Source organism: Ketobacter sp., assembly GCF_003671495.1.
In the GTDB taxonomy this organism is placed as follows: domain Bacteria; phylum Pseudomonadota; class Gammaproteobacteria; order Pseudomonadales; family Ketobacteraceae; genus Ketobacter.
In genome coordinates this window covers 23,539-39,620 of sequence record NZ_RCHN01000006.1, presented here as the reverse complement: position 1 = coordinate 39,620, position 16,082 = coordinate 23,539, and the positions used below count along the sequence as shown (strand labels likewise).

Genomic DNA, 16,082 nt, shown 5'->3' with positions numbered 1-16,082 from the left:
TCTATGCGTTCCAAACAACCTGACCCCTATACGCTTCCGTTCATTCTGGACGGGGTTCGTATTGAGCCCCGGATCTTGCCTCTGGTGCCCGAAATTTCCCTGTTCCTGATGCAGGATGAATATCCGGATGAACGTCTGCAGCAGGTGGATTACCAGCGCCTGATGGAGGCGCCTCCCTACTGGGCATTTTGCTGGGGGGGAGGGCAGGCTCTGGCGCGCTGGATTCTGGATCACCCCGATCTGGTCCGCGGGCGCTCAGTGGTGGATTTTGGGGCCGGCTCCGGTGTGGCGGGCATTGCTGCAGCCAAAGCGGGGGCGGACCAGGTGCTCTGCGTGGACATCGATGGAGATGCCCTGGTTGCCTGCAACCGTAATGCACAGTTGAATGAAGTGAGCGTGCAAACCGCCCGGGTGATGGCGCCGGCACCCGGTGACCTGTTGCTGGCGGCGGATGTCTGCTATGAAGACAAGGGTTTCAGCGGTGTGGTCAACCACCTGCTGGCCGGCGGCGATGTGATTGTGGCGGAATCCCGCTTGCGGGATCTGTCTGAGCGCTTTCCCCAGCTGCGTTTGGCGAGCCACTACCAGGTGCGCACACTTCCGGATCTGGATGAGTCCGAAAACTATGACCTGGTGCACATTTTTTGCGCTTATCAAGACCCGAAAAAACCTTAGAATTCCTACCGTTACAAAGGTCAACATTTCTTCACACAATCCCCAACGGATGTCCACGTAGTAATTGAATGTCCTTTGCTATAGTCCTACTCATAAGAGTATCCCGATACCAGAATCTCCACCCCCAATGACGCTAACAATTTCAGACCAGTTCAGTTTGAATGTCGGAGTTTTCATCAATGCTGCAGGGCGTACACAATCCGGAACTGGCACTCGACTGGAATGCCGCTGGACGCCCGAAAAGCGGGACCGGGCCTGTGTTCACTGAAGGTTACAGCCAGGACGATATCAAAAACGGCTTTCGCGTTGACTCGCTGACCCCCAAACCACTGGGTGACCGCGTGAAGATGGGGTGTGCCGCTTTGTTTTCGGTGGCGATTCCGCTCCTGTTCTTGGTGGCCTTGCTGTTCATCACCGGAAGCTGGCTCAATCTCACCTGGCAAACCCTCACGGCCGAAGAGGGCATCAATGGCCTCGCGTTGGCCGTGTTTGTGGTGGGCGATCTGTTCCTGCTGGGTTTTCTTTATGCGCTGTATCGGCGCCTGTCCCTGATTCGGCGGCAATCCAAATCCTTTTATGTGGTGACCACCGAGTCCCAGCCTGAATTGCATGCCTTCATCTGCCATATTGCCGACATGCTCGGGGCGCCCACGCCCAAGAGCGTCAAGCTGGATGCGGAGGTCGGTCTGATTCTGCGGCCCACTTCATTGCGCGATGCCTTATCCGGGGAAGGCCCCGAGGTGGTGATTGGTCTGCCCCTTTTGTACGGCTTGAGTGTGCGTCAATTGTCCGGGGTGATTGCCCATGCCTATGCCGGCTATTCACGGGAGGCGCGCTTGCAGGGGTACCCTGTGCTGAGTTCGGTAGACCGTTGGTTGTTTACCCAAACCGGTTTGGGGCGGCTCAACGCGCCGACCCGTTCGGACTTCGAAGCCAAACGCCGCAGTCGCGTGGATACGCTGTTCAAGCCTTGGGACGTGCTGGTACAGGGTACGTTCTATGTGGTTTATCGGGTGGTGAGTTCGCTGACGTTCGATGTCAGCCGCAAAGTGGATATGGCCGGTGACCTGCTCAGTGCGCGGGTAGCGGGTTCCACCGAGTTTCGTTCCACGCAGTTTCGCCTGCGCTCCCTGCATTACGGGCAGGTGAATGCCAATCAGGAGCTGGTGGGCAGTTGGCGCACCAAAAAGCTGTCGGATAACTTCCCGGCCCTGGTGGTGGATCACGCTGACACGCTGCAATTATCCCTGCGTCCCCGTTTGATTCAGGAGATGGAAGAGCTGGTGACGCCGCTTACCCGCAGTCGCATTGTCGATCTGGGGCGGATTGTGAACGTGGAGCATACCCAGGAAGAGGGCGCCTGTTTTCTTCTGGGCGCGGCGATTTCCCTGCTGCGGGAGCCGGCCAAGGTGAGCAAGGCGGTGACGTTGGCCCACTATCGTTATATCGGCATTCGTCACCCGGATGTGTATACCACCCAGAAAGTACAATCCATTCAGAAGGCGGAGCGCGAGAAAGCCAAGCGGCATCAGGTGTTTCTTGGCCTGGAACGCAGTGGGCGCATTGTGCGCGTGGACGAGTTTGAACACTATCAGGCCAATGCGGTGGAGTCCCAGCTGGTGGATTACCGTATCCTGTCAGAAAAGTTGCGGGCCAACGAGGCGGAAATCGCCCATGCGGCGGACACGATCCGGGAATTGGAGTTTCGCAAAAATCTGCTGCATACCCGTAAAGTGCTGGAAGAATGCAAAGACGCTAACGGCACGGTGCTGCGCGACCTGGAAGTGCAGTGGCTGACCCTGATCAAGGATCAAAGCGAGTATAAATCGGTTCTGGCAACCTATGAGTCCAGCTTCTCCCGTAAGGCGGCCATTGCTCTGAGCCTGGCACTGGAGACCCCGGTGGTGCAGGAGCAGCTGCAGATGAGTCGTCACGAACTGCATTCCCATTTTGTCCGCCTGGTGGATGCGTTGAGCTTTTTGCACCGCAGCTTTGAATCCATCCAGCGTTTACGCTCCTACACTCAGGTGTTGGGTCAGTTGCTGGTGGAGATTGGGTCCGATGCCCGGGTGAATCCGGTTCTGGTTGAAATGAGCAACCGTTACCAGCGTTATATGATGATCGAACTGGATGCGTTGATCCGCGTGTTTTCCGGAGTTGCCTACCCGCTGGGTGGGTTCAGTTTCCGGGGCGCTGTGTCGGAAAGCAATGACGCCGGACTGCTCACCGTAGGCGACGTGGTGCGGGAGGAAGTGCCCGACCTGGATTCAGCGGGCTCCTGTCCAGAGGCCTGTCATCGGGTGGCTAATACGGTGTGTCAGTATCTGGATTCCTTTAACGAGGAACTGCAGCAGCGCCTGACTGGCATTGTCACCAGTGTGGATCACTGCTACCCCTCGCTGGAAGACGCTCCCAGATAGGTATCCGCCACTGCCTCCAGCATCTCCCGGCCCTCTGCCGGCAGGTATGGGGTTATATGGCTGATAACCTGGTGTACGCCGGCTTCCAGGTCATCGGGTTCACCCTGGGCGCCCATGTGCCGAATATGCTGAAAGTTGAGCCAGTAGGTGGCGGTCAGGGCAATGTTGGTGGCCAGCCTCTCAGCTTCGTCCCGGCTGATTGAAATCAGGGATTGCTCTTCCATCACCCGCAGAATGCTGAGTGCGGCATCCTGTTTTTTGTCCAGAATGCGATTGAATTTCTTCTGCAGTTTCTCATTGCGTTCCAGGATGGTGACCGGGTCACGATAGAGGAAGCGATATTCCCACATGCGCTCAAAGATCATGTGGACGTACATCCAGTAATCCATCATGTCCAGGCCTGGATCGGTAGGCGACTGCAGCACCTCCAGCATGCTTTCCTCGAAGGACTGGAACAGCTCTGCAATGATTTCGTCTTTATTGCGGAAATGGTAATAGAGATTGCCGGGACTGATATCCATTTCGTTGGCGATATCAATGGTGGTGACATTTGGTTCGCCACACAGGTTGAACAGCTCCAGGCTGGTTACCAGAATGCGGTCACGAGTTTTCATGTATAAAGTTCTTTTGTCCCTAAACTGCCTTGGTCTACACGCCGAAGCCCCCAGTTCAGGGTTAAGCATACGCCAGGGCGGCGGCCAAGTCATCCCGCCAATGCTTTGCTGGAGGGTTAAGTGGCTGAATTCGTGGATGAATTTTGATAAACCGCAATGTGCGCCTCGAAGCGGCAATAAGTCAGATTGATAATTGCGCCCATTAAAAAGATAATAGGCGCCCCGATGAGCCGGCAGGCAACGTTTTTATAGGCATTTCTGGTTAAACCAGGGGTGACGGCCGGTTAAAGCAACAAACCTCGAAGCAATTGTATAAAGGTATTAGCCGTGGCAGACAAGTCTACTCAACATTTGCAATCCTGGATTAATCGTGAAGCTCTGGCCGAGTCCATGATCCCGTTGATTGGTAAACTGTACCGTGAACACAACGTGGTTACCTCCGTGTATGGTCGACCCGTCATCAACCGTTCCGTCATTGACATCATCAAGGCACACCGCTTTGTACGTCAGTTACAGGTTGAGGAGCTGGACGTTTCAGAAACGTTTCCAGTTTTGCAAGCCCTGGTGGGATTGAATCTTGGACCTGCCCGCATTGATATCGGCAAGTTGGCAGTAAAATATCGAAACGAAGGCAATGGGCAGAACGTGGCGGATTTCGTTCGCACAGAAGTGGCGGATGCGCTTGATCCCAGTGCTTCGTCCATTGCGCCACCCAAGGACGTGGTGCTCTATGGTTTCGGCCGTATCGGCCGGTTGCTGGCTCGCATCCTGATTGAAAAAGCCGGTGGTGGAGCAGCCCTGCGCCTGCGCGCTATTGTGGTTCGACAGGGTGGGGCAGAGAACGATCTGGTCAAGCGCGCCAGTCTGCTGCGCCGCGACTCTGTGCACGGTTCCTTCCAGGGCACCATTTCGGTTGATGAAGAAAACCAGGCCATTGTCGCCAACGGCAATTACATCCAGGTGATTTATTCCAACGATCCTGAGACAGTGGATTACACCCAGTACGGAATCAAAGACGCCATCGTGGTGGACAACACCGGGAAGTGGCGTGACGAGGAAGGTCTGGGTAAGCACCTGAAGTGCGCTGGCGTTTCCCAGGCCGTGCTGACGGCGCCGGGCAAGGGCGATGTCAAGAACATCGTGATGGGCGTCAATGATGACCTGATCACCAGTGATGATCGCATTCTGTCTGCAGCCAGCTGTACCACCAACGCGATTGTGCCGGTGCTGAAGGTGATCAACGATACCTATGGTATTGAGAACGGCCATGTTGAGACTGTGCACTCTTACACCAATGACCAGAACCTGATCGATAACTACCACAAGGGCAACCGTCGTGGCCGTTCCGCTGCGCTCAACATGGTGATTACCGAAACCGGAGCCGCCAAAGCGGTAGCCAAGGCGCTGCCGGAGCTCAAGGGCAAGCTCACCGGTAATGCGATCCGTGTGCCGACCCCCAATGTTTCCATGGCAATTCTGAACCTGACCCTGGGTCAGGAAGTGTCAGTGGAAGAGATCAACAAGCAGCTGCGGGACGCGTCCCTGGAAGGTCCTCTGCGCAAGCAGATTGACTACGTCAACTCGCCGGAAGTGGTTTCCACCGACTTCGTGGGCTCCCGTTACGCCAGTATCGTGGACGCGGAATCCACCATTGTGAACGGCAACCGCTGTGTACTGTACGTTTGGTACGACAATGAGTTCGGTTACAGCTGCCAGGTGGTGCGTATGCTGCAGAAAATGGCCGGTGTGAACTACCCTGCGTTCCCCAAGTAAGTTGAGCGCGCCTGTAAGGTATTGAAAAACAAGCAGGGGTGGTTCAGGCCACCCCTGTTCGTTTTTTAGGCCGAGCGCAAAGATATTCCTGTCTATTTACAATAAATTCGGTTCTCAACTAGCCAATTCTGGCGATACAAATTATAATCCGCCCGCAAATTTAGGGTTGAGGGACTGGATTCGTCCAGATTTTCGTGAATGCACCTTCCTGAAGTAATCGGAGCGTTGGCCGACAGAAGTACGATTTCAAACTAGAGTGGACGCAGTTGTCTCTCTTTCGATCACTGACAAACCAGAATGGACAGAATTTCCATACAGTTTCCATACAGAAGTTAGGCTGCGTGGTTTTCGTACATTAAGGTTACGGTATCCGTACTACACTGTTGTCTGACGGAGCTCAGATGTGAGCGGTCTCTGATCCTCTGCCTTAAGTTTAAGCATCTACATCGAACGGAATTGTCGACTCACAAGGTATGGCAATTCACTGGAGCGTAAATTTAACAGAAACGGTTAGGGGCTATGATCAAGATCAAGCGAGGTCTGAATCTCCCCATAAGCGGCGCACCCAAGCAGACCATCGAAGATGGACCTGCGATCAGGACTGTCGCCGTTCTGGGTAGTGACTATGTGGGTATGAAGCCCACGATGCATGTCAAAGTAGGTGATCAGGTCAAGAAAGGCCAGGCGCTTTTCGCTGATAAAAAGACCGAAGGGGTGATCTATACAGCACCGGCTTCGGGCACCATCTCTGCGATTCACCGCGGTCAGAAGCGGGTTCTGCAGTCAGTTGTAATCGACGTGGCAGGTGATGAAGAGGAAACTTTTGACGCCTTTGCCCCCACCGAGCTGAGCAGCCTTAGCCGCACCAAGGTTGAAGAAAACCTGGTCAAATCCGGTTTATGGACCGCATTTCGAACCCGTCCATTCAGTAAGGTTCCCGCTCTGGGTTCCGAACCCAGCTCCATTTTTGTTACCGCCATCGATACCAGCCCCCTGGCGGCGGACCCGGCTGTGGTGATCAAAGACGACTCGGTGGCATTTCAGCAAGGTCTGGACGTGCTCTCGAATCTGAGCAAGCAGGTCTGGTTGTGTAAGGCGGCCGGCGCCAGCATTGGCGGCAACGGTATCGCCAAGGAAGAAGAGTTCGATGGTCCCCACCCCGCGGGCCTGGCCGGGACTCATATCCATTATCTGGACCCGGTATCGCTGTCCAAAACCGTTTGGCACATCAACTATCAGGATGTGATCGCCATCGGCAAATTGTTTACCACCGGCAAGCTGAACAGCGAGCGGGTGATTTCACTGGCAGGGCCCCAGGTCTCCAATCCGCGCCTGGTTCGAACGGTGCTGGGTGCCAGCACTGACGAAATCGTGGCCGGTCAGATGGAAACCGGTGACAACCGGGTGATCTCCGGGTCGGTATTGTCTGGTTTCCACGCCTATGGCCCGTACGCGTTCCTCGGCCGTTACCACACTCAGGTGACGGTGGTGAAAGAAGGGCGTGAGCGCGGTATGCTGGAATACCTGTGGGCCGGTAAAGACAAGCACTCGGTCATGAACACCTTCCTGTCGGCCCTGTCACCGGGCAAACTGTTCTCGTTTACCACCACCACCAACGGCAGCCCCCGCGCCATGGTACCCATTGGTGCTTACGAGAAAGTAATGCCGATGGATGTTCTGCCCACTCAATTGTTGCGTTCGCTGATTGTGGGAGACACCCAAACAGCCCAGCAACTGGGTTGTCTTGAGCTGGATGAGGATGACGTTGCGCTGTGCACCTATGTGTGCCCGGGCAAATACGAGTACGGTCCTATCCTGCGTGACAATCTGGATCGTATCGAGAAGGAGGGTTAAGCGGTTATGCGTAGTTTCCTGGATAAACTGGAGCCACATTTTGAGAAGGGTGGAAAATACGAGAAGTATTATGCCCTCTATGAGATGGTGGATACCTTCTTCTACAGCCCACCGACGGTCACCCATACGGCCTCTCATGTACGCGATGGCATTGACCTGAAGCGCATCATGATCACGGTGTGGCTGTGCACGTTCCCGGCCATGTTCTTTGGCATGTATAACGTGGGTGCCCAGGCACTGACGTACATGGCGGACAACAACATCACTGCTACCGGCGACTGGCGTTTCTTCTTTACCGATCTGTTGATTGCCTACAACCCCAACAGCATCTGGGATTGCTTCATTTACGGCGCGGCCTTTTTCATTCCCATCTATGCGGTCACTATGATTGCCGGTGGACTCTGGGAAGTATTGTTCGCGGTGAAACGCGGGCATGAGGTGAATGAGGGGTTCTTCGTGACCTCGGTGTTGTTCGCGTTGACCTGTCCCCCAAGCATTCCTTTGTGGCAGGTGGCGCTGGGTATTTCCTTTGGTGTGGTCCTGGGTAAGGAAGTGTTCGGTGGTACCGGCAAGAACTTCCTCAATCCGGCGCTCACTGGCCGGGCGTTCCTGTTCTTTGCTTACCCGGCCTCTATGTCCGGTGACGCTGTGTGGACTGCGGCTGACGGCTTCTCCGGTGCTACTGCGCTGAGCGTTGCGGCGAACGGCGGTATGGAAGCCCTGCAGGGCAGCCTGACCTGGTTTGATGCCTTCCTCGGTAACATGCAGGGTTCCATCGGCGAGACCTCATCACTGGCCTTGCTGATCGGTGGTGCGTTCCTGTTGATCACCGGCATTGCCTCCTGGCGTATTGTGCTGGGCGTGTTCCTGGGCACTGCGGCCATGGGCTTGATCTTCAACGCGGCCGGCAGTGATACCAACCCGATGTTCGAAATCCCGTTCTACTGGCACTATGTGCTGGGTGGATGGGCGCTGGGTACCTTCTTCATGGCGACGGACCCGGTGTCTGCCTCCATGACCGATAAAGGTAAGCTGGTGTTCGGTATCCTGATCGGTGTAATGGTGACGCTGATTCGCGTGGTGAACCCGGCCTTCCCCGAAGGCATGATGCTGGCGATTCTGTTCGGTAACCTGTTTGCCCCCACCATCGACCACTTTGTGATTCAAGCCAACATCAAGCGGAGGTTAGCACGCAATGTCCAGTAACGATTCAACCGGAAAAACCCTGCTGGTTGCGTCACTGCTGTGTATCGTATGCTCCATCGTAGTATCGACCGCTGCAGTGGCCCTGAAAGGGGATCAAGTGAAAAACAAACTGCTGGACAAGAATAAGAACATTCTTGCCGCAGCAGGCATGCTGGAAGAAGGTAAATCCGTACAGGAGATCTTCGAACAGCGTTTGGAAGTGAAACTGGTTAACCTGGATACGGGCGAATACCTCACTGAGGAAAACGCCACCGAAGACTGGCAAAAAGCCGCTTTGAAAAACCCGGTGGCCTATGATCAGCGCAAAGCCGCAAAAACCCCCGGTCAGAATGAAATTCTGGACGGCGGCGAGGACATTGCCAGCATCAAGCGCCAGGCCAAGTATGCCACTATCTATCTGGCTAAGAGTGAAACCGGTGACGTGGAAACCATTATCCTGCCGGTGCACGGTTATGGGTTGTGGTCCACGCTCTACGGCTTCCTGGCGTTGAAGACCGATGCCACCACCGTCGTGGGCCTGGGTTTTTATGAGCACGGCGAAACGCCAGGACTGGGCGGCGAAGTGGATAATCCAAAGTGGAAGTCCATGTGGCCCGGCAAGCAGGTGTTTGATGAGCAGGGTAATGTGGATATTCGTCTGATCAAAGGGTCAGTGGACCCCTCCAGCCCGAAAGCCCCTCATCAAGTGGACGGTTTGGCCGGTGCTACGCTGACCAGCAATGGTGTAACCAATCTGATCCAATTCTGGCTGGGCGAAAATGGCTTCGGCCCATACCTGGCAAAAGTCAAAGAGCAGGGGGTGTAAGAACATGGCATCTGAAACCAAAAAAGTCCTGTTTGGACCTGTATTAGACAATAACCCCATCGCGTTGCAGATCCTGGGTATTTGCTCAGCCTTGGCGGTGACCAGTAACCTGAACACCACAGTGACCATGTGTATTGCATTGACCACGGTTACGGCGTTCTCGAACTTCTTCATCAGCTGTATCCGCAAGCACATTCCATCCAGCATCCGCATCATCGTGCAGATGGCGATCATTGCCTCGTTGGTAATTGTGGTTGACCAGTTCCTGAAAGCCTATGCCTACTCCATCAGTAAGCAGCTTTCAGTGTTCGTTGGCCTCATCATCACGAACTGTATCGTAATGGGCCGTGCGGAAGCCTACGCCATGAAGAACCCGCCGCTCCCCAGTTTCCTGGACGGTGTCGGTAATGGTTTGGGTTACAGTGCGGTACTGCTGAGTTTGGGTGTGGTACGGGAACTGTTCGGTGCCGGTAAGCTGTTCGGTATTGAAATTCTCCCCACTGTGAACGAGGGCGGCTGGTACGTTCCCAATGGTTTGCTGTTGTTGCCACCCAGTGCGTTCTTCCTGATCGGGTTGCTGATCTGGGCACTGCGCGCGGCCAAGCCTGAACAGGTTGAGAAGTCTGAATTCAGCCTGGCTCCCCAGTCCAAAGCGCTGGCGCATTAATCGGAGGTTGATGAGATGTTAGAACATTATTTAAGCCTGCTGATTAAGGCAATCTTTGTAGAGAACATGGCGTTGGCCTTCTTCCTCGGGATGTGTACGTTCATCGCCGTATCCAAGAAGGTGCAAACTGCTCTGGGCCTGGGCATTGCGGTGGTTGTGGTACAGACCATCACTGTGCCGGTGAACAACCTGATCCTGACTGGATTGTTGAAAGAAGATGCGCTGGCGTGGGCCGGTATCGAAGGTGTTGACCTGACCTTCCTCAGCCTGCTCAGCTTCATCGGTGTTATCGCCGCGTTGGTGCAGATCCTGGAAATGTTCCTGGATAAGTATGTGCCGGCGTTGTACAACGCGCTGGGCGTGTTCCTGCCGTTGATCACGGTGAACTGTGCCATCATGGGTGGTTCTCTGTTTATGGCCGAGCGCGATTACACATTCGGAGAGAGTGTGGTGTACGGTGTGGGTTCCGGTGCTGGCTGGGCGTTGGCCATCGTGGTGCTGGCTGGTATCCGTGAAAAGATGAAATACAGTGACGTGCCTTCCGGCCTGCGTGGTCTGGGGATTACCTTCATTACCGTTGGTTTGATGTCACTGGGCTTTATGTCTTTCTCTGGCATTCAGTTGTAAGCGGACGGGGAGAGTAGAGTAATGGATCAATCAACTATCTTTTTAGGCGTTGGCATGTTCACGGTCATCGTATTGGCGCTGGTGGCGCTGATCCTGGCCGCTCGTTCCCGCCTGGTCAGTACCGGTGACGTGCACCTGGACATCAATGATGACCCGGAGAAAGGCATCGACGTACCGGCCGGTGGCAAGCTGCTGAACACGCTGGCTGACAAAGGCATTTTCGTATCGTCCGCCTGCGGTGGCGGTGGTACCTGTGCCCAGTGCAAAGTCATCGTCAAGGACGGTGGTGGTGATATTCTGCCAACAGAGGAAAGCCATTTCACACCCCGCGAGGTGAAGGAAGGCTGGCGCCTGTCCTGTCAGGTGGCGGTGAAGCAGGATATGAAAATCGAGTTGGATGAAGCCTTCTTCGGTGTGAAGAAGTGGGAAACCACCGTGCGTTCCAACCCCAACGTGGCCACCTTCATCAAGGAGCTGTGCCTGGAGCTGCCGGAAGGGGAAGTGGTCAACTTCCGTGCTGGCGGTTACGTGCAGCTGGAGTGCCCGCCTCACCATGTTAAGTACAAGGATTTCGATATTGAGGAACAGTTCCGGGGAGACTGGGAACGTTTCGGTTTCTTCAATCTGGAATCCAAGGTGGATGAGACCGTCATTCGTGCCTATTCCATGGCCAACTACCCGGAAGAGTACGGCATTTTGAAGTTCAACATTCGGATCGCTACACCGCCGCCGGGGTCCCACGGTATTCCCTGTGGCCAGATGTCTTCCTGGGTGTTCAATCTGAAACCCGGAGACAAGGTGACAGTGTATGGTCCCTTTGGTGAGTTCTTTGCTACCGACACCGATAACGAAATGGTGTTCATCGGTGGTGGTGCGGGTATGGCGCCCATGCGCTCGCACATTTTTGACCAGCTGAAGCGCCTGAAGTCCAACCGTAAAATTTCGTTCTGGTACGGTGCCCGCAGTCTGCGTGAACTGTTCTACAAGGAAGAGTACGACCAGCTGGCGGAAGAGAACGACAACTTCAAGTGGCACATCGCCCTGTCGGATCCGCAACCGGAAGACAACTGGGATGGCCTCACCGGCTTTATTCACAACGTGTTGTACGAACAGTATCTGAAGGATCACGATGCGCCAGAAGATTGTGAATATTACATGTGTGGGCCGCCGATGATGAACGCCGCGGTGTTGAAGATGCTGGAAGACCTGGGTGTGGAGCGCGACAACATCCATCTGGACGACTTCGGCGGCTGATCGAGACCTTGACCATGAAAACAGTGCAGCCCGTTATATTCAGTCTGGTGATCAGTCTGTTGTTAACGGGCTGTTCCCGTTCTGATGCTCCGGAAATTATGGAGTTCAGCGGCCGGACCATGGGCACCTGGTATACCGTCAAGGTTGCCGAATTTCCGGCGACGGCAGACCCGCAGGTCATTGCCGGGGTCATCGAGGCAGAGCTCGATAACGTCAACGACAAGATGTCCACCTATAAGCCCGATTCGGAGCTGTCCCGCTTCAATCGCGCACCGGTGGGGGAGCCGTTTTCGGTTTCTGCGGACACCTTCGAAGTCCTGAGCCGTTCCCTTGAGATCTGGCGAATGAGCCAGGGGGCATTCGATGTCACCATCGGGCCCTTGGTCAATCTGTGGGGGTTCGGACCTGATGGTCGCCCGGAAAAAGTGCCTTCCGCCAAAGCGATGAAACAGGCCTGGGATCGGGTTGGGTCCGATGGCCTGTTGCTGCATATGGATGATCAGCAGCTGGTCAAGCGTAAGGATCTCTATGTGGACTTGTCGGCCATTGCCAAAGGCTATGCGGTGGACCGGGTGGCTGAGGCGCTTGAGGATGCAGGCATCCGTCGCTACCTGGTGGAAGTGGGTGGCGAGATCCGCGCTGGCAACAGCAAGGCACAGAATGTGTCCTGGCAGGTGGCCGTTGAGGAGCCTGTGAGCGACCGCCGGCAGATTCACAAAATCATCAAGCTGGATAATGCAGCCATGGCGACCTCCGGTGACTATCGCAATTACTTCGAAGCCAACGGCAAGCGCTATTCTCACACCATTGATCCCCGTAATGGTCAGCCCATCGACCATACATTGGTGTCGGCATCCGTGATTATGCCCAGTTGTGCTGATGCCGATGCCTGGGCTACCGCGTTCATGGTGTTGGGCCCCGAGCTGGGGATGCAGGTGGCGGAAGCCAATAACCTGGCGGTGTACATGATTCTGAAACAGGATCAGGGTTTTAGAACCACGTATAGCCGTGCATTTGAGCGGTATTTACAGGTAACCCCGTAAGCGGGTTTGTTCAGGCCCTGTCCCAGGGTGTAAACTGGGATGACATAGTAGTGAGGGTTTCAATATGACTACCTTTTTCATAGCACTGGTGTTTTTTGGCTTGGTGATCGCCGCCATGGCGGTGGGTGTGATTTTTTCAAACAAGCCCATTCAGGGCTCCTGTGGCGGCCTGAACAACATCGGCCTGGACGGCGATTGTGAAATCTGCGGTGGAAATCGGGATAAATGCGAAGAATCCCAAAAATCCGATGACACCAAGGGCAGCCTGGCCTACGACGCCACCAAGCGCTAGCCCCGCACTGGATTCAAAAAAACGGGCCCCGAGGAAACAATCCACGTTTCTTCGGGGCTTTTCTTTTTCTATACTGAAAAAGAACGCGATTTCAGAAGGTTAGTTATGCCAACGCATTATGAAGTGGTTGTGATCGGGGCTGGCCCGGCGGGTGAAGGGGCGGCCATGCGGGCCAGTAAAACCGGGTTGAGCGTCGCCATGGTGGATGACAAACCTATGGTGGGTGGGAACTGTGCGCATTTGGGCACGATTCCTTCCAAGGCACTGCGCCATGCGGTTAAACAGATCATCACGTTCAACACCGATGCGTTATTCCGGGATATCGGTGAGCCCAGAACGTTTTCGTTTCCCAAGGTGTTGAAGCGGGCGGAGAGCGTGATCGCCAAGCAGGTTAAATTGCGCACCACTTTTTATGCCCGTAACCAGGTGCGTGTGTACAGTGGCCTGGGGCGCTTTACCGATGCCCACACCCTGGAAGTGGTGAAAAGCGACGGCTCCATTGAAACCCTGATCGGGGATAAGTTCGTGATCGCTACGGGTTCCCGCCCCTACCGGCCTCTGGATGTGGACTTCAACAATCCAAGAGTGTACGACAGCGATACCATCCTCAAACTGCAACACACGCCACGGAAAATTGTGATCTATGGCGCCGGGGTAATCGGTTGTGAATACGCTTCCATTTTTTGCGGCCTGGGCGTGCGGGTGGAGCTGATCAACACCCGTGACCGGCTGCTGGATTTTCTCGACCATGAAATTTCCGATGGCTTGAGTTATCACCTGCGGGACATCGGCGTGCTGATCCGCAACAGCGAAGAATATGAAGAAGTCATCTGTCGGGAAAACGATGTTATTCTGAAACTGAAGTCCGGCAAAGTGGTGCGGGGTGATGCCTTTCTGTGGTGTAACGGCCGCAGCGGCAACACCGACTCCCTGAATCTGGCTGCGTTGGGTTTGGAAGCCAATCATCGTGGCCAGTTGGAGGTAAATGATCGTTACCAGACCCAGGCGGCCCACGTGTTTGCGGCGGGGGATGTGATCGGCTGGCCCAGTCTGGCCAGTGCGGCCTACGATCAGGGGCGTTCCACCGGCGCCGGCATTGCAGAGCTGGACGATTTCTACCTGGTGCAGGATGTGCCCACGGGCATTTATACCATTCCGGAGATCAGCTCTCTGGGCTTGACCGAGCAGGAGCTGACCACGCAGAAAGTGCCTTACGAGGTGGGGCAGGCGGCCTTCAAAACCGTTGCCCGCGCCCAGATCACCGGGGAGACGGTGGGTGTGCTCAAGCTGCTGTTTCATCGGGAAACTCTGCAGATTCTGGGGATTCATTGCTTCGGCGATCAGGCCTCGGAGATCATTCACATTGGCCAGGCCATCATGAACCAGCCGGGCAATGCCAACACCATCGAATATTTTGTGAATACCACCTTCAATTATCCCACCATGGCGGAAGCGTATCGGGTGGCGGCGCTCAATGGCCTGTATCGTGTGAGAAGTTTCTGAATGCTGAATCTGCCCCTGCGCGCGGGACAAATCACCTGGTTGTTTCGGTTGGCACTGTTGCTCAATCTGTTGGTGATCAGCTGGTTTGCATTTAGCACACAAACCTGGAGTGGCATGCCCGAACTGCTGACGGACAAGGTCAATCACTTTATCGCGTTCTTTGTGCTGTCGTATTGCATCGACCGCGGCTTTCCCCGCTATCGATTTCTGGTGTTCAAGGTGCCGGTATTAATGGCTTATGGTCTGGCCATTGAGTTGATCCAGAGTCAGATACCCGGGCGGGAAATTTCAGGTCTGGATTTACTGGCGGATGCTGGCGCCATTGCGGTGTACTGGCTGGTGCGACATCCCATGCGCACACTGTTGCTGGCTTCCCGACCGGACTCTGATTGAGGCTGGAGCGGGTTATTCAAACAAAGCCGAAAGGTCAACGGAAGGGCGTGCCGGGGGCGACGTGGCGCCGGTGACTTTGAAGCTGGGATCTTTGGCATCCCGCGGCACCGGCCCCATGTAGGGAATATTGTTGGGGTCGAACAGGGCTCTCACAATGGGGGTGGGACTGCTGGGGTTGCGTTTGATAACAATGGCGGTTTCGCCGCTGGCCAGCTTGACCCAGGTACCGGGTGGGTACAGGCCAATGGACTTGGCAAAGTTCAGCAACAGACCCTTGATGCGGGCGTCATCGCCGTTCTGAAAATGTGACAAGGCTTCCCGGGCCAATACCGGCTTGCGGTGAGCGCGATTGTCGATCCGTGCCGTATACACCTCACACATGGACACCACCAACGCCAGATCGGAGATATCCTTGCTGGGCAGCCGGTTGGGGTAACCACTGCCGTCCGGGCGCTCGTGGTGCTGGCGGATGGCTTTGATCATCTGCGGGTCCATAAAGCCAGCGGCTTCCATAATGGTGGCGCTTTGCAGCGGATGCTTCTCCAGTTTGGCGCGCTGGGCATCGGTGAGTTTGCCGTCCATGCGATTGAGCAACACCTGGAATTCATAGAACGTGATGTTGCAGAACAGCACTGCCTGCATCAACGCACGGCTTTTGTTGGCGTCCAGAGGCTGCTGTTGGGCAAACAGATGGGCGATCACCGCGCAGTAAACCGGTTGCTTCAGGGGCGAAGTCTGTCGGGACAGGTGGATCGCAGCCAGAGCAGCATCCGGATTGGCGTCCGTCACCCGGATGATGGTGTCCATCAGTTGGTCCATCATCGCCGCCGCCTTTTCATGCTTCGACTTGATGGCTGTGTACAGGTCGGATAGTTCCGGTATCAGACTGTCCAGCTGGGTGAACGGGTCAATGGTTTTTTTGGCCACGTGTGACATGGTGGATCGGTAACCGCCTT

General features: G+C 55.2%; 15 protein-coding genes. 13 read left to right on the top strand and 2 right to left on the bottom strand.

From position 1 onward, the window contains the following. Positions 1-3: 3 nt before the first annotated feature. Together D9N14_RS01605 and D9N14_RS01600 are read left to right on the top strand one after the other, a co-directional pair. Positions 4-675: a class I SAM-dependent methyltransferase gene (locus tag D9N14_RS01605; RefSeq protein WP_290576144.1), complete on the top strand. Its 672-nt coding sequence runs from the start codon at positions 4-6 to the stop codon at positions 673-675. A gap of 179 nt (positions 676-854) precedes the next feature. Then, positions 855-3,095 carry a M48 family metallopeptidase gene (locus D9N14_RS01600; RefSeq protein ID WP_290576142.1) on the top strand — a complete coding sequence of 747 codons (2,241 nt, stop codon included), beginning with the start codon at positions 855-857 and terminating at the stop codon, positions 3,093-3,095. Here the strand turns inward: D9N14_RS01600 and D9N14_RS01595 are convergent. After that, positions 3,065-3,709: a TetR/AcrR family transcriptional regulator gene (locus tag D9N14_RS01595; protein ID WP_290576140.1), complete on the bottom strand. Its 645-nt coding sequence runs from the start codon at positions 3,707-3,709 to the stop codon at positions 3,065-3,067. The two genes, D9N14_RS01600 and D9N14_RS01595, sit on opposite strands and share 31 nt — an antisense overlap. Before the next feature lie 327 nt (positions 3,710-4,036). On the opposite strand from D9N14_RS01595, the gene D9N14_RS01590 reads away from it, so the two are divergent. The 11 genes from D9N14_RS01590 to D9N14_RS01540 all read left to right on the top strand — a co-directional run bounded on the left by D9N14_RS01590 (position 4,037) and on the right by D9N14_RS01540 (position 15,126). Further along, positions 4,037-5,482 carry a glyceraldehyde-3-phosphate dehydrogenase gene (locus D9N14_RS01590; RefSeq protein WP_290576138.1) on the top strand — a complete coding sequence of 482 codons (1,446 nt, stop codon included), beginning with the start codon at positions 4,037-4,039 and terminating at the stop codon, positions 5,480-5,482. A 519-nt stretch (positions 5,483-6,001) separates the two neighbouring features. Further along, a complete protein-coding gene (locus D9N14_RS01585) occupies positions 6,002-7,336 on the top strand; it encodes a Na(+)-translocating NADH-quinone reductase subunit A (protein ID WP_290576136.1) in 1,335 nt (444 codons plus the stop codon). Positions 7,337-7,342: 6 nt separating this feature from the next. Next, positions 7,343-8,542, top strand: coding sequence for an NADH:ubiquinone reductase (Na(+)-transporting) subunit B (locus D9N14_RS01580; protein ID WP_290576134.1), 1,200 nt, complete (start codon positions 7,343-7,345; stop codon positions 8,540-8,542). After that, on the top strand, positions 8,532-9,347 hold the full coding sequence (locus tag D9N14_RS01575; protein WP_290576132.1) for a Na(+)-translocating NADH-quinone reductase subunit C: 816 nt from the start codon (positions 8,532-8,534) through the stop codon (positions 9,345-9,347). Before D9N14_RS01580 ends, D9N14_RS01575 begins: the two co-directional genes overlap by 11 nt. A 4-nt stretch (positions 9,348-9,351) precedes the next feature. Next, the gene (locus D9N14_RS01570; RefSeq protein WP_290576130.1) at positions 9,352-10,014 is read left to right on the top strand and encodes an NADH:ubiquinone reductase (Na(+)-transporting) subunit D; all 663 of its coding nucleotides are present in this window, start codon (positions 9,352-9,354) and stop codon (positions 10,012-10,014) included. Between the two features lie 15 nt (positions 10,015-10,029). Beyond that, positions 10,030-10,641: an NADH:ubiquinone reductase (Na(+)-transporting) subunit E gene (gene nqrE / locus D9N14_RS01565; protein WP_290576128.1), complete on the top strand. Its 612-nt coding sequence runs from the start codon at positions 10,030-10,032 to the stop codon at positions 10,639-10,641. A gap of 21 nt (positions 10,642-10,662) precedes the next feature. Then, positions 10,663-11,895 carry an NADH:ubiquinone reductase (Na(+)-transporting) subunit F gene (gene nqrF, locus D9N14_RS01560; protein ID WP_290576126.1) on the top strand — a complete coding sequence of 411 codons (1,233 nt, stop codon included), beginning with the start codon at positions 10,663-10,665 and terminating at the stop codon, positions 11,893-11,895. A gap of 14 nt (positions 11,896-11,909) precedes the next feature. Further along, a complete protein-coding gene (locus tag D9N14_RS01555) occupies positions 11,910-12,938 on the top strand; it encodes an FAD:protein FMN transferase (protein WP_290576124.1) in 1,029 nt (342 codons plus the stop codon). Between the two features lie 64 nt (positions 12,939-13,002). Continuing rightward, positions 13,003-13,230: a (Na+)-NQR maturation NqrM gene (nqrM, locus tag D9N14_RS01550; protein ID WP_290576122.1), complete on the top strand. Its 228-nt coding sequence runs from the start codon at positions 13,003-13,005 to the stop codon at positions 13,228-13,230. Positions 13,231-13,335: 105 nt separating this feature from the next. Continuing rightward, the gene (sthA, locus tag D9N14_RS01545; protein ID WP_290576120.1) at positions 13,336-14,733 is read left to right on the top strand and encodes a Si-specific NAD(P)(+) transhydrogenase; all 1,398 of its coding nucleotides are present in this window, start codon (positions 13,336-13,338) and stop codon (positions 14,731-14,733) included. After that, the gene (locus D9N14_RS01540; protein ID WP_290576118.1) at positions 14,734-15,126 is read left to right on the top strand and encodes a VanZ family protein; all 393 of its coding nucleotides are present in this window, start codon (positions 14,734-14,736) and stop codon (positions 15,124-15,126) included. A gap of 12 nt (positions 15,127-15,138) precedes the next feature. Here the strand turns inward: D9N14_RS01540 and D9N14_RS01535 are convergent, their stop codons facing one another. Then, positions 15,139-16,062 (bottom strand): HD-GYP domain-containing protein, encoded by a 924-nt coding sequence (locus D9N14_RS01535; protein ID WP_290576116.1) that lies wholly within the window; start codon positions 16,060-16,062, stop codon positions 15,139-15,141. Between the last annotated feature and the right edge of the window lie 20 nt (positions 16,063-16,082).

Bases quoted from the DNA above. Each gene is read 5' to 3' on its own strand.
- nqrE (WP_290576128.1), top strand. From the start codon at position 10,030: ATGTTAGAACATTATTTAAGCCTGCTGATTAAGGCAATCTTTGTAGAG.
- D9N14_RS01555 (WP_290576124.1), top strand. From the start codon at position 11,910: ATGAAAACAGTGCAGCCCGTTATATTCAGTCTGGTGATCAGTCTGTTG.
- D9N14_RS01580 (WP_290576134.1), top strand. From the start codon at position 7,343: ATGCGTAGTTTCCTGGATAAACTGGAGCCACATTTTGAGAAGGGTGGA.
- D9N14_RS01595 (WP_290576140.1), bottom strand. From the start codon at position 3,709: ATGAAAACTCGTGACCGCATTCTGGTAACCAGCCTGGAGCTGTTCAAC.
- D9N14_RS01600 (WP_290576142.1), top strand. From the start codon at position 855: ATGCTGCAGGGCGTACACAATCCGGAACTGGCACTCGACTGGAATGCC.
- nqrF (WP_290576126.1), top strand. From the start codon at position 10,663: ATGGATCAATCAACTATCTTTTTAGGCGTTGGCATGTTCACGGTCATC.
- D9N14_RS01535 (WP_290576116.1), bottom strand. From the start codon at position 16,062: ATGTCACACGTGGCCAAAAAAACCATTGACCCGTTCACCCAGCTGGAC.
- D9N14_RS01605 (WP_290576144.1), top strand. From the start codon at position 4: ATGCGTTCCAAACAACCTGACCCCTATACGCTTCCGTTCATTCTGGAC.
- D9N14_RS01540 (WP_290576118.1), top strand. From the start codon at position 14,734: ATGCTGAATCTGCCCCTGCGCGCGGGACAAATCACCTGGTTGTTTCGG.
- nqrM (WP_290576122.1), top strand. From the start codon at position 13,003: ATGACTACCTTTTTCATAGCACTGGTGTTTTTTGGCTTGGTGATCGCC.
- D9N14_RS01575 (WP_290576132.1), top strand. From the start codon at position 8,532: ATGTCCAGTAACGATTCAACCGGAAAAACCCTGCTGGTTGCGTCACTG.
- sthA (WP_290576120.1), top strand. From the start codon at position 13,336: ATGCCAACGCATTATGAAGTGGTTGTGATCGGGGCTGGCCCGGCGGGT.
- D9N14_RS01585 (WP_290576136.1), top strand. From the start codon at position 6,002: ATGATCAAGATCAAGCGAGGTCTGAATCTCCCCATAAGCGGCGCACCC.
- D9N14_RS01570 (WP_290576130.1), top strand. From the start codon at position 9,352: ATGGCATCTGAAACCAAAAAAGTCCTGTTTGGACCTGTATTAGACAAT.